Raw genomic sequence first — 13,858 nt, forward strand, 5'->3', positions numbered from 1 at the left:
CTGACGAAAAGACCTATAAAGAAAACGACAATGAATAATTTTATCTTTTACAGCCCTACTGAATTCGTGTTCGGTCGGGATACGGAAGCGCAGACCGGAGTGTTAGTACAGAAATACGGTGCACGCAAAATAATGATTGTTTATGGTGGCGGTTCCGTGATACGTAGCGGCTTGTTGGCCCGTGTTGAGAAATCATTGCAGGAAGTAGGTATTCCCTATTGCATGCTGGGTGGTGTACAGCCTAACCCGATAGACACGAAAGTGTATGAAGGAATCGATCTCTGCCGGAAAGAAAACGTAGACATGATGCTCGCCGTTGGTGGTGGCTCTGTGATTGATACGGCGAAAGCCATTGCAGCCGGAGTTCCTTACAACGGAGATTTCTGGGATTTCTACATCGGAAAAGCCATTGTGACGAAAGCATTGAAAGTAGCCGTTGTGTTAACGATTCCTGCTGCCGGAAGCGAAGGTTCCGGTAACACCGTCATCACGAAAGTCGATGGCTTACAGAAATTAAGCCTCCGTGCTCCCGGTGTACTACGTCCTGTTTTTGCCGTGATGAACCCCGAGCTGACCTACACACTTCCTCCTTTCCAAACCGCCTGCGGCATTGCCGATATGATGGCACACATCATGGAACGCTATTTCACCAACACGAAAGATGTAGAAATAGGCGATCGCCTGTGCGAAGGTACCCTGCTTGCCATCATCAAAGAGGCAACTACCGTCATGAAAGACCCCGAAAACTACGGAGCCCGTGCCAATCTGATGTGGTGCGGAACGATCGCCCACAATGGAACCTGTGGTGTAGGTTGTGAAGAGGACTGGGCTTCCCACTTCCTCGAACATGAAATCAGCGCCATCTATAACGTGACTCATGGTGCCGGACTCTCCGTAATCTTCCCTGCCTGGATGACATGGATGACAGAACACAATGTGGATAAGATAGCCCAATACGCCATCCGAGTGTGGGGAGTGGCAGAATCAGACGATAAAAAGGCGGTAGCCCTTGAAGGAATTTCCCGTCTGAAATCCTTCTTTACTTCCATCGGCCTGCCTGTGACCTTCAAAGAACTTGGCATTGAGAATCCCGACATCGACCGCCTTGCAGATAGTCTGCACCGGAATAAAGGTGAATTGGTAGGCAACTATGTCAAATTAGCGAAACAGGACAGCAAAGAGATATACCGTCTGGCATTATAAAAAAACAGATATAACCGACAGCTGCATCATTTGCCTTTTGATAGAGGATAAATGATGCAGTTATTCTTTTTGCTATTGATTAATACCTAAACAGAAGCAAAAAGATTTTGCTTTAATTATATTTTGGTATAATAGTTGTGTAAAATACCTAAAATTCGTGATTGCTCCGTCTATCATATAAGAATACTTTTGCGGGTGTAATAACTATATATATCCGTTATGCAAAAGCTAAATTCCGGGGCTTTGAATAGAATCTTATTGTTTGTATACATTTTATCACTATCTACTAATGCAATAGCCCAAAACAAAAATAATTCAAAAGAGACATATCTTCTTCCTCCACACGGAAATTATGTTTATGGCCGGGTGATTGAGAAACTCTCTAAAGAACCGATGGTAGGAGTGACGATTCGTTTGGATGGTCATTCTACTGGTGTAATTACCGATATAAACGGTTGCTATGTATTGACCCTGCCCGAAAAAGGCGGTCTGGTTATCTATTCCTACATCGGTTTTGAAACCCGTAAAATCAAAGTCACTTCCCGGCAGAAAGTCGATGTGCAGATGGTAGAAGCTACCGAAAGTATTCAGGAAGTGATTGTAACCGGCTATAACTCCATACAGAAAGAAAGTTTCACTGGAAATACCACAAAGATAGAGAAAGAAGACCTGTTAAAAGTCAACCCGAACAACCTGATTTCGGCCATTCAGACTTTCGATCCCTCTTTCAGAATACAGGAGAATCTGGCTGCTGGTTCCGATCCCAACAGCCTGCCTCAATTCGTCTTGCGTGGTCAGACCGGTATCGGAGAAACGACACTTGGGCAGACCTCCACCTCCTCCATTTCGCGGGAAGTGCTAAGCGGTAATTCCAACCTGCCTATCTTCATACTGGACGGCTTTGAAGTCGATGTAGAAAAGATATACGACCTCGATATGAATAGCATCCACAGCATCAATATCCTGAAAGATGCTGCCGCCACTGCCATGTACGGTTCACGTGCGGCCAACGGAGTAATTGTCATTGAACGGCGTGCGCCTGAAGCCGGAAAGTTCCGTGTACAGTATTCCGGAGTACTTTCTGCCGAACTGCCGGATTTATCCTCCTACAATCTGGTGAACGCCCGTGAGAAGCTGGAAACCGAACGCCTGGCAGGACTATATGACAGCAACACCCCGGAAATAGACCCCTATACCAACGGTTACTACCAACGACTCAATAATGTACTGACAGGTGTCGATACCTATTGGCTTTCTCAAGGACTACGCACGGCTCTGAACCATAAGCACTCCGTTTTCATAGACGGTGGAGAAAACGACGTGCGCTGGGGAGTGGAACTGGGATTCAGAGGAACGGAAGGAGTGATGAAACACTCTTCCTGTAAGAATGCCAATGCCGCTTTTTATGTAGACTACCGCATTGGCGGACTACAAATAAAGAACAAAGTGACCTACACTTATAACAAAAGTACAGATGTCCCCTTCAATTCATTCAGCGATTACTCCCATTTACTTCCTTATATGCGTCTGTATGATGAAAATGGCGATTATGTGCGCCGTCTCGAAAAGTTCGACGGGGCTAGCGGCACACAAGTAAATCCACTGTACGAAATCAACTTCTACAACAGCTTCGACCATTCCGGTTATGATGAAGTAACCGATGATCTTAGTCTGAATTGGCGTATCACCGACGGTCTGCGTCTGCGCGGTCAGTTTTCCGTCCTGATGAGAAATTCTACCGGTGATCTGTACAAAGATCCCGCATCGGCCAGTTATTCAGCCAGTACAGGCAACATCAATGGTGAAAAAACAGAATCCACACAAAAGAGAACAGTGATAGACGGAAGCCTGTCACTCATGTACAACAATACCTTCAAGGGACACAATCTCAATATCTGCTTGTCCTCCAACATGAGACAAACGCAGAGCACTGCTTCCGAAACACGTTACCGGGGATTTCCGGGTGGCGACCTTGTCTCTTCAAACTATGCGGCAGAAGTATACGGAAAGCCCAGCAGCTCCGATAATACCACCCGCTTGGTAGGAGCCTTGCTCACTTCCAACTACACCTACAACAATATCTATCTCGCCGACCTTACAGGACGTATCGACGGTTCTTCCGAATTCGGTTCCGATAAAAGATGGTCCATGTTCTGGTCAACAGGAGCAGGAATCAACATTCATAATTATGATTTTATGAAGTCGAATGAACTCTTTTCCATGTTGAAGTTCCGTGTCTCCTACGGACTGACCGGAAAGACCAACTTCTCCCTCTATTCGGCCAAAGATATGTATCAGCTGCAAACAGACAGCTGGTATCCCACAGGCTACGGTGTATTCCTCTATCAGATGGGAAATCCGAACCTGAAATGGGAACGTAAATACACCCTCGACTATGGAGTTGAAATCGGACTGTGGCACGATAAAATCTATCTGAAAGCCTCTGCCTACGACGAGCGTACCATCGACCTGATAACCGATTATACCATCCCTTCCTCTACCGGATTCACCTCCTACAAAGAAAACATGGGAAAGGTGAAAAACACCGGCGTCGAACTGGAACTGCGGGCACGACTTTACAGTGACAGAAACTGGCTCTTCCAGCTCTACGGCAGCTTTGCAAGAAACAAAAACACGATTATTGAAATCTCCCAGGCAATGCGCGACTATAATAAAAGAGTGGAAGAACTGTTCAGCGGATATAACCCCGAAAGCAGCTCCGATTCAAAATATGCTAAAACATACCTGAAATATTACGAAGGAGCCTCTCTGACCTCTATTTACGGGATGAAGTCATTGGGAATCAGCCCCACAAACGGCAAAGAAATCTACCTTCGCCGGAATGGTGACGTTACCGATGTATGGTCTGCCGACGAATGGACCATTATTGGCGATACAGCTCCCAAGGGACAAGGCTCATTCGGTTATACCCTGTCCTATAAACAGTTATCCATGTTTGCTTCTTTCCTCTATACTTTTGGTGGAGATGCTTACAACAATACCCTCGTCTCCTATGTAGAGAATGCCGACATTAAAAATGACAATGTAGATAAGCGGGTATTGCTCGACCGTTGGCAGAAACCGGGAGACATAACCACCATGAAAGATATTCGTGACCGTAATGTCACCACCGGCGCATCTTCGCGTTTTGTACAGAAAAACAATACCCTGCAATGGAGTTCATTGACAATGAGCTACAATTTCCGTCCCGAACAATTAAAGAAACTCCATCTGTCCGGCCTGCGTCTTTCGTTCACGATGAACGACCTGTTCTATTGGTCTACCATCCGTCAGGAACGGGGACTGGATTATCCTTATTCGCGTTCATTCAATCTGACTACTAACATCATATTCTAACCATACAAATGAAGAAACTAATCAGCCATATACTAATAGCCCTGACAGGAATGTTAGCCGTTTCCTGCAATGCCTGGCTGGACGTAACACCAGAAAATGCGATAGCCGACGACGATCTGTTTTCCACCGGTTTCGGCTACCGGAATGCCCTGAATGGTATCTACACCAATCTGGCGTCCGACGAACTTTACGGTAAGCAACTAAGCTGGGGATTCCTTAGTGCCATCTCCCAGCAATACAATCAAAAGGCGGGAACCATCTCTCCGATGTATGCCGACGCTTCCGAACTTATCTATAACACGGTCGACACCGAACCCGTCGTGACAGCTATCTGGGAAAAAGGCTATAAAGTGATAGCCAACCTGAACAAGCTCATCGAGAACATCCGGCCCACGGACATCTCTTTGTTCGAATACGGAGAAGAAGAGAAAAACCTCATTTACGCCGAAGCCTTGTCATTAAGAGCCATGATGCATTTTGACCTACTTCGCTTGTTTGCTCCTGCAACGGCAACCAATCCTTCGGGCGCCTATCTTCCTTACCGCGATAAATACGAAGCCGCAGTGGTAGAAAAATGTACCGTTACCGATTTTATCGAGAAAGTCCTGAAAGACCTGCTCGAAGCGGAAGACATTCTGCGTAAGTTTGACACCGAATACCATCCCGAAGCGATGTACGCTTCACAAATGTACGAACCTACTCCCGAATGGAATGCCCGCTACCGCTTCAACTCCGGTTCCTATATAGACGATATGGGAGCATTCTTCTGGTATCGTGGCATCCGCTTCAACTATCTGGCATTGCTGGGGTTGAAAGCCCGTGTCTGCATCTATGCCGGTCCTGCCTACTACAAGAATGCCGAGACAGCCGCCAAAGAACTTTACAACACCTATTACCAGCAGAAACGGTGGATAGGCTTTACAGAAGGAGAGAACATTACCTGCAATCTCAATTCCCGATATACAAAAGTCTCCCACGACATATTGTTCGGCTTGTACAAGAAACAGCTGGCTACGGATTATGAACAGGCCGTATGGGGCTCTTCCTCTTCTTCGTCAACCACCCGTTTGCCGTTGGCAAATATCCCTTCCCTGTTTGCTTCGGACAATACGGGCGTATATACCGACTATCGGCTCACCTACCTGATCGGGACTACCAATGAAACCCAGTCGAAGTATTACACACTGAAGTATAACCCTTCCGTAGAATCAGTAGTAGAAGCAATGGAGAATCCGATGATACCAGTGATCCGGTTCAGTGAAATCTGTCATATCCTGGCGGAGATCAGTAGCTATAATGGCAAGATAACCGAAGGAATCAACTACCTCGAAACAGTTCGAAAAGCCCGTGGAGCTGAACGTACCCTTAGTCTGACAGTCAGCACCCGTGAACAACTGGATGCCGAAATACTGCTCGATATACGGAAAGAAATGATAGGCGAAGGTGGAACCTTCTACACCTACAAACGGATGAACCTCTCCACCGTGCCCGATTCCGACGAGGAAGGAGAAATCAACATGACAGGTTCTTATGTACTTCCATTGCCTACCAGTGAAACAACCAACTAATGCCCGGATAAGATGAAACGAATATTGACATATACCATCTTCTGCCTGCTGTTCGTTCTCACCTCTTGCAGTGAAGAGCAGCTGGACGTTTATAATGGAGACAATTACGTCTATTTTACTTACATGAGCGATAAGTCTCCACAGAAAATAACATTCAACTTTGCTACAGATGCACCCTTGCTTCGAGAAGGAACCGTGAAAGTGAAAATGACACTTCTTGGCTACCTGCTCGAAGAAAATGCCACCTGTGATATTTCCGCAGTGGGAGAGAAAAGCACCGCCCGTTCCGGCATCGACTATGCCCCTTTGACCTCCGGCATCTTCCATAGCGGACTGGCGGAAGACACCTACGAAGTCACCGTCTATCGCAATGAAGACCTGCTCAACACAGACTACACCCTTACCCTTTCACTGGATGCAGTGGAAAACTGTCTGGTGGGTCCGGCAGAATACAAACACGTCACGATTCAAGTGACCGACCGGATTTCCCAACCTGTTTGGTGGAACCAGAGTTCGGCAGCCAATCTGGGTACTTATTCGGATATGAAATACCGTGTTTTTATCATTTTCATGGATGGTGAGATACTCGAATCATTGGATAAATACACCGGTATTGAGTTTGTCAACCTGATAGCCGACTTCAAGGCCTGGTGGAAAGACCAGTGGCAGCAAGGCAATTACCAATATTATGATACAGACGGAGTGACACCGCTGTATGAAACCATTCTCGATAACTGATAATAAATTATGAAGCGAAAAACAATACTATTCATTTCAATCCTGCAGCTTCTCGTGATAACCGGCTGTTATGACGATTTGGGAAACTATGACTATACAAACTCTACCAAAGTTTCTTTTGTGAACTCCGCTTCATCGGACTACACGTTTATGGTAGGCGACCTTTTCGAGATGGATGCGCCCATCAACTTCTCAACGGACATCGGGAATGTTGATGAACTTTTCACCGTTCAATGGTATCTGAACCGTGAACTGATCTACACAGGTTATCATCTGAAGTATCAGTTCGAAAAAGGCGGAACGTACGAACTGATACTGAAAGTCATCAATAAGGAAACGAATGAAACATACATCAGCAATAAATATACCTTGACGGGAAAGAACAGTTTCGACTGGGGCTGGATGATTCTCTCCAACAAAGGAGACGGAAAATCTTCTTTATCTTTCATCAATCCCGGCCTCCGGGCTACGCACGATGTAGAAAACATCATCGAAGATGGTCTGGGTACAGACCCGCTCGGGATCTATTACTATTATGTATTAGGCTCTATCTCCGGTTCCTACGTGTCAGGTTTGCCGAAAATCCTGATAAATCAGGGTAGTGGAAGTGTCACGCTAGATGGCAATTCGTTGCAAAAAGACATGTGGCTTGCCCACGAATTTGAAAACCGTAAAGAGCCGGAAGGCTTGAAGATAATGGACTTCGCATTCAAGGAAGAATATTACGTGATTTGCTCCGAACAGGGGGAAGTGTATATCCGTGCCGTAGGCACTGACAATAAAGCGATTCCTTATTACGGGAAGTACGGCGCCATGCCGTATGAGTTTGAGGGAGGTAGCCGTATCACCTGTTTCGCACCGTTCCACAACGTCACTTATTGGTGTGCCGACGAAGAACGTTGTATCTTGTATGATGAGCAAAATGCCCGTTTTATCGGCATTACACATTATCCGCAGTGGGGAGCAGTTTATACTCCTGCCATCGTCTACTTCAAAACATACGATCAGGATTTGGAAGTTCCCTCCGGTGTGTTGCGGGTGAACAATATGGGAGCGGGAACCCGCTGCCTGGCAATAGGGGCTTACGAAAAGAAAGATGTAGCCTCCAACGGCGGGCTGACATTTTGGTCAAACTACGTGTCGCTGATTGACGTGCAGGGAACCGGAAATTATGATTTGCACGAGTTTGCCGTAAAAGACATGGATAATAACTCTCACCTGATAACCGGTACGGATCAATACGGATTCAGCGGCAGCTCCTTATTGACTCCGCAAAGTGTCATTAAGATGTCCTCCAATTTTGAAAAGAACCCTTATTTCTACTTTACCGATGGAGATAAGAATCTCTATATATACAGTATGCAGATGCGCAGCCATATGCTGGCTTACACAGCAGGCAGCCGTATCACCGGCATCAGTGGAAGTCCTGTTGTTTGTGAGTTTTATGGCTATGGGGGAAATAGCACTGATCCGAATTTCCGGCTGGCACTTTCGCAGGAAAATGGGGATATCGCCATCATCGATGTAAACACGAGCCAGATGGTACGTCTCTTCGAAGGTTTTGCTCCCGATTTGGAATTGAAGACTTTTAGCGGGTTTGGCGATGTGAAAGGCATGGTATGGTGCACGAACTATGAAGGAGAATATTAATTGGAAAAAGAAAATAACCTATCAGTAAATAATTAATCATTTAAACGAGAAAAGTATGAAAAATAGACTGTTTTATTTTGCTGCTTGTGTAGCTTTAGTATTGTCTTCAGTAAGTTGCAGCAGTGACGATGGTGAAGAAGAAGATGCAGATATTCCCGTAGTGGGGAAAATTGCTGTTTCCGGTGCTTATAATGTGTATTCCCATGGAAGCCAGGGATGGATTGAAGCGGACAAGATAGGAATATATGTGTTGTCCGATGGCAAACCGCAGGATAACTTGCCGTATGCTCCGTCGGAAGTAGCGGTGGCTACTACTACAGAATTGGATGGTAAAACGTATATAGTATATGATCGTGATAGTCGTGTGACTGAAGATATTACGCTGAATCCTTCTTCCGAACTTGCTGCAGGATTTAAGGGTGGCGATCACACTATTTATGCCTATACGCCCTATAACGCAGCTTCACAAGATTATAAGGCTGTCGCTTTGCCCAACTTAGCTGTGCAGGAGTATTATGAATCAGAGTTTATGCCGCATCGTAATTATAGCTTTGCTTATGCTTCGGCTACTACATCTAGCTATTCTGCTGCAACTGTTTCTTTGGGAGAATTCAAACCATTGTTTTCTCAAATCACTTTACCGGGTGCGGGATGCCCGGATTCTTTTGTCGGTAAGAAATTTACTAAAGTGGTGGTGAGCTGTGACCATCCGATTGCCTACGAAGATGGAGCAACTGTAGATTTGTCGACAGGTAAAATTTCCGGTACTCCGATAAACAGTATTACTTATAATCTTCCTAATGGCGGCTTCGAGATAACTGCCGGGTATTTTGGTGCCAGTTTGGAGACCTGTTATATGATGATTGCCGTACCTTTTGAAACAGGGCTAACTTATACCTATAATTTTACTTTGACAATTGATGGACAGGAATATACTATTTCAGGCAAACCGAATGAAAAGATGTCTAGTATCAACAACTTAAATATGTATGGCATTGCCGGTATCGAATAATTATTATCTTTGTATCTGTATATAAATATTAAAAAAGAAAGCATGAAGAAATTAGTTTCAATTCTGATGATTCTGGCAATGATCGTTCCATTGGCCGGAGCACAATCGACGGACATCTTCAAGAAAAAGAAGAAAAAGAAGAGCAAGACGGAAGCGGTGGATAAAGCCAAGGCTGACTCCATTGCCAAGAGTAAGAAAGATGCTCTGCAACCTTACGCAAAAGTAATCACCGGCAAAGCCAAAACAATGGACGGCTTTTTTAAAGTGCATTACGTAGATGGTAAATATTTCTTCGAAATAGCCGACTCTCTTTTCGGACGTGATATTTTGATTGTGAACAGAGTTGTGAAAGCACCGGTAGACGCGCAGAAACGTAAAGTAGGCTATCCGGGAGATTACATCAGCGACGAAGTGATCCGTTTCGAGAAAGGACGCGGCGACAAACTGTTCGTGCGTGAAATCTCTTATCTCGAACATTCTGCTGATACACTGGGTATGTATCAGGCCGTATTGAACTCCAATGTTCAACCCATTGTGGCCACCTTCCCGCTGAAAACTGTCCGTAAAGAAGGAGAAACTACCAACTATGTGATCGACATGACCGACTATATCCGTAAGGACAACGAAATGTTTTCATTCACCAGCCGGGTGAAAGACAACATCGGAGCGAGCAGCATGGTAGACGACGCCAGTTATATCGACACACTGAAAGCCTTTCCGCAAAACATCGAAATACGTACCGTGCGTACCTTCCAGCGGAAGAAAGGAGGAGGCAGTGGACTTGAGAAACTGCTGGCAGCTTTCTTTGCCACCTCTACCACTCCGTTGACTTACGAACTGAACAGCTCTATGCTATTACTTCCCAAGGAACCGATGAAACCGAGATTGCACGACGACCGGGTAGGTTACTTTGCTGTGAGCTATAAGGATTTTGACGAGAATCCGCAAGGAGTGAAGTATAAAGCGAATATCACCCGCTGGCGTCTCGAACCCAAAGACGAAGACCGCGAGAAATACCTGCGTGGCGAATTGGTGGAACCAAAGAAACCGATTATCATTTATATCGACCCTGTCACTCCGAAGAAATGGGTTCCGTACCTTATTCAGGGAGTGAACGACTGGCAAGCCGCTTTTGAGAAAGCAGGATTCAAAAATGCAATCTTCGGCAAAGAAGCACCGACGGACGATCCTACCTGGAGCTTGGAAGACGCCCGCCATTCGGCTATCGTGTACAAGCCTTCCGATATTCCGAACGCAAGCGGACCTCACGTGCACGACCCTCGCAGCGGTGAAATTCTTGAAACGCATATCAACTGGTATCACAATGTGATGAGCCTGCTTTACAACTGGTACATCGTGCAGGCAGGAGCCATTGATCCGGGAGCACGCAAACCGATGTTCGACGATGAACTGATGGGCGAACTGGTACGTTTTGTATCTTCCCACGAGGTGGGACATACATTAGGACTGCGTCATAACTTCGGTTCTTCCAATACCGTCCCGGTAGAGAAACTTAGAGACAAAATATGGGTGGAAGCCAACGGTCATACACCGTCTATCATGGACTATGCACGCTTCAACTATGTGGCACAGCCGGAAGACAACGTTTCACGTTCGGGAATATTCCCCCGTATCGGTATGTATGATAAATGGGCGATTGAATGGGGCTATCGTTGGATGCCTGAATATGAAACGGCGGAAGCCGAAATACCTCATTTGAATAAGTGGATCATTGAGAAGCTGCGGGAGGACAAACGCTATACGTTCGGAACGGAACTCGACAGAAACGATCCCCGCAACCAGAGTGAAGATTTGGGAGATGATGCCATGCTGGCAAGCTCGTATGGAATCAAAAACCTGAAACGTGTGATGCCTGAAATCATGAACTGGACTTATGAACCGAATGAGGGTTATATGAAAGCTGTCCGTTTGTATCAGAATGTGGTGGGACAATTCGACTTGTACATGGGCCATGTGGCTACCAATGTGGCCGGTATCTACCACAATCCGATTTCTGTGGAACAGACAGACATGAAAGCGGTGGAATATGTTCCGAAGGATATTCAGAAGAAAGCGGTCGACTTCCTGAACAAGGAACTGTTTACCACACCGACCTGGCTGATGGATGATAAACTGTCCGAAAGAACTGGTATCAATACTTTCAATTCGATCTACCGTGTACAGAGCAGTACATTGAAACAACTGCTTAGCAGCCGCACACTTGATAAGATGACGGACAACGAACTGGTCAACGGAGCGAAGGCATACACAGCCAACGATTTGTTCCGTGATTTGAAGAAGAGTATCTGGAGCGATATGCAAGGAGGAAAGAAACCGGATGCTTCCCAACGTAGTTTGCAAAAGACTTATGTCAATGCGTTGATTGGAATGCTTGATAAACCGAAGAACAGTTCCGGTTCGCTCGGAAGTCTGGGTGGTTATTCGCTCGTAGCTTTCGATTTCCCTTCTGAAGCACCGACTATTGCACGCGGACAGTTGACTGATCTTAGAAGAGACCTGACCAATGCGGCAAATGCTTCCAGTGGAATATACAGAAGTCATTATCTGAACTTGAAAGCGTTGATTGATGCTGCATTCGACGTGAAGTAGAAAAATAATTTACGATTAAGTTCATTTACGATTAGACGATTTACGATGTACGATTGGAGTTAGTACATGGTAAGTCGTCTAATTTGTAGATTAGCTGATTGTAAATACGTTCTTTTTGCCCCATATTTACGACAGTATTAGGTGGCTTTGCCCCATTTTTGAAACATGAACGATAGACTTTTGCCCCATCTTTGAAACAAAATCAATGGTATTTTGCCCCATCTTTGGAAATTCTTTATAACTTTGTTGCTGAAAATCAATAAATTTGTGGTTTATGTTTAAAAGAGATATCTTATTTCATCTGGAAAGATGGAAAGACGATACGCATAGAAAGCCTTTGATATTGCGTGGAGCAAGGCAAGTCGGTAAAACAACGGTAGTCAACGAATTTGGAAAGCAGTTTGACAATTACCTGTATTTGAATTTGGAGAAACGGGAGGCAGCATCCTTGTTTGAGTTGAATGTATCTCTAAAAGATTTGATGCCTTTATTTTTTGCACATTGTGGAAAGATAAGGAATGAAGGAACTATATTACTTTTTATTGATGAAATTCAAAATTCAGCAAAGGCAGTAGCGTTATTACGCTATTTCTATGAAGAATTACCTGATATTTATGTAATTGCTGCCGGTTCATTATTAGAAAACCTGATAGATGTACGTGTTTCATTTCCGGTGGGAAGGGTGCAATATATGGCATTGCGTCCTTGTTCATTTCGCGAGTTTCTGGGTGCTGTTGGAGAAGAACCTTTATTATCCGTTTTAGATAAGCCTGAAATCACTCTCGCTTTCCATGATCGTTTGATGTTATTGTTTAATATCTATACGTTGATTGGAGGTATGCCGGAAGTTGTGCAACTCTATGCGGAGCGCAGGGATATTTTATCCTTGGAGTCCACTTATGAAACTCTTTTGCAAGGCTACCGGGATGATGTGGAAAAATATGCTTTGGGAAAACAACTTCCGGAAGTGATTCGCTTTATATTAAAAGAAGGATGGCATAAAGCTGGACAAATTATAACTTTAGGAGGATTTGCTGGTTCGTCTTATAATGCTCGGGAAGTGGGAGAGGCTTTTCGTTTATTGGAAAAGGCGATGTTGCTGGAATTAGTTTATCCGACTACGGCAACGGAAGTTCCGGCCACTCCTGAAATAAAGCGTATGCCCAAACTGGTCTGGTTAGATACAGGATTGGTGAATTATGCGGCACAAGTACAGAAAGAGGTTTTGGGAGCAAAAGATATAATGGATGCTTGGCGTGGTATGATAGCGGAGCAGATTGTAGCGCAAGAACTGTTGACACTGACAGATAAAGTCAGTCAGAAACGTTGTTTCTGGGTGCGTAATAAAAGTGGTTCTAATGCAGAAGTCGATTATGTGTGGGTGCAGGATTCTATGGTTTATCCCATTGAAGTCAAATCAGGGCATAACGCCCACTTGCGTTCCTTACATTCTTTTATGAATCACTCTAATCAGACTGTTGCAGTCAGAATATGGTCGCAGCCTTATGCTGTGGATGAGGTAAAGACGGCAGACGGAAAAGAATTCAAATTGATAAATCTACCTTTTTACCTCGTTGGAAAATTAGACAGCATATTGCGTCGGTTTGAAACAACCTTTGATAACGCGTAGTCTAGCAAAATCATAAGTTAAAGATTAGGCACGGATTACATAGATTTCACGGTTAGTGCTATGCTTGTACAAAGCAACCGTGAAATCCGT

At 44.9% G+C, this 13,858-nt stretch carries 8 protein-coding genes; all 8 read left to right on the forward strand.

Annotated features, from left to right (window positions below; translation table 11 throughout):
* Window positions 1–30 precede the first annotated feature (30 nt).
* Entirely contained in the window at window positions 31–1,203 is a 1,173-nt protein-coding gene (locus HMPREF9009_RS12995; RefSeq protein ID WP_004314277.1) for an iron-containing alcohol dehydrogenase, read from the forward strand.
* 219 nt (window positions 1,204–1,422) lie between these two features.
* The gene (locus tag HMPREF9009_RS13000) at window positions 1,423–4,560 is read left to right on the forward strand and encodes a SusC/RagA family TonB-linked outer membrane protein (RefSeq protein WP_049702440.1); all 3,138 of its coding nucleotides are present in this window, start codon (window positions 1,423–1,425) and stop codon (window positions 4,558–4,560) included.
* Window positions 4,561–4,568: 8 nt separating this feature from the next.
* Complete coding sequence (locus HMPREF9009_RS13005; RefSeq protein ID WP_004304210.1) at window positions 4,569–6,128, forward strand: RagB/SusD family nutrient uptake outer membrane protein; 1,560 nt, start codon at window positions 4,569–4,571, stop codon at window positions 6,126–6,128.
* A gap of 12 nt (window positions 6,129–6,140) precedes the next feature.
* Window positions 6,141–6,866 (forward strand): DUF4843 domain-containing protein, encoded by a 726-nt coding sequence (locus HMPREF9009_RS13010; RefSeq protein ID WP_004314272.1) that lies wholly within the window; start codon window positions 6,141–6,143, stop codon window positions 6,864–6,866.
* Window positions 6,867–6,875: 9 nt separating this feature from the next.
* The gene (locus HMPREF9009_RS13015) at window positions 6,876–8,516 is read left to right on the forward strand and encodes a PKD-like family lipoprotein (RefSeq protein ID WP_008016860.1); all 1,641 of its coding nucleotides are present in this window, start codon (window positions 6,876–6,878) and stop codon (window positions 8,514–8,516) included.
* A 55-nt stretch (window positions 8,517–8,571) separates the two neighbouring features.
* On the forward strand, window positions 8,572–9,528 hold the full coding sequence (locus HMPREF9009_RS13020) for a fimbrillin family protein (RefSeq protein ID WP_004314313.1): 957 nt from the start codon (window positions 8,572–8,574) through the stop codon (window positions 9,526–9,528).
* Window positions 9,529–9,570: 42 nt separating this feature from the next.
* Entirely contained in the window at window positions 9,571–12,138 is a 2,568-nt protein-coding gene (locus HMPREF9009_RS13025) for a zinc-dependent metalloprotease (protein WP_008016862.1), read from the forward strand.
* 274 nt (window positions 12,139–12,412) lie between these two features.
* Entirely contained in the window at window positions 12,413–13,768 is a 1,356-nt protein-coding gene (locus HMPREF9009_RS13030; RefSeq protein WP_004314315.1) for an ATP-binding protein, read from the forward strand.
* The last annotated feature ends 90 nt before the right edge of the window (window positions 13,769–13,858 follow it).

Origin of the sequence: Bacteroides sp. 3_1_13 (assembly GCF_001185845.1) — a bacterium.
Taxonomy (GTDB): domain Bacteria; phylum Bacteroidota; class Bacteroidia; order Bacteroidales; family Bacteroidaceae; genus Bacteroides; species Bacteroides xylanisolvens.

What these genes read in the sequence shown, in the direction of transcription:
- HMPREF9009_RS12995 (WP_004314277.1), top strand. Translation starts at nt 31, where the DNA reads ATGAATAATTTTATCTTTTACAGCCCTACTGAATTCGTGTTCGGTCGG.
- HMPREF9009_RS13000 (WP_049702440.1), top strand. Translation starts at nt 1,423, where the DNA reads ATGCAAAAGCTAAATTCCGGGGCTTTGAATAGAATCTTATTGTTTGTA.
- HMPREF9009_RS13005 (WP_004304210.1), top strand. Translation starts at nt 4,569, where the DNA reads ATGAAGAAACTAATCAGCCATATACTAATAGCCCTGACAGGAATGTTA.
- HMPREF9009_RS13010 (WP_004314272.1), top strand. Translation starts at nt 6,141, where the DNA reads ATGAAACGAATATTGACATATACCATCTTCTGCCTGCTGTTCGTTCTC.
- HMPREF9009_RS13015 (WP_008016860.1), top strand. Translation starts at nt 6,876, where the DNA reads ATGAAGCGAAAAACAATACTATTCATTTCAATCCTGCAGCTTCTCGTG.
- HMPREF9009_RS13020 (WP_004314313.1), top strand. Translation starts at nt 8,572, where the DNA reads ATGAAAAATAGACTGTTTTATTTTGCTGCTTGTGTAGCTTTAGTATTG.
- HMPREF9009_RS13025 (WP_008016862.1), top strand. Translation starts at nt 9,571, where the DNA reads ATGAAGAAATTAGTTTCAATTCTGATGATTCTGGCAATGATCGTTCCA.
- HMPREF9009_RS13030 (WP_004314315.1), top strand. Translation starts at nt 12,413, where the DNA reads ATGTTTAAAAGAGATATCTTATTTCATCTGGAAAGATGGAAAGACGAT.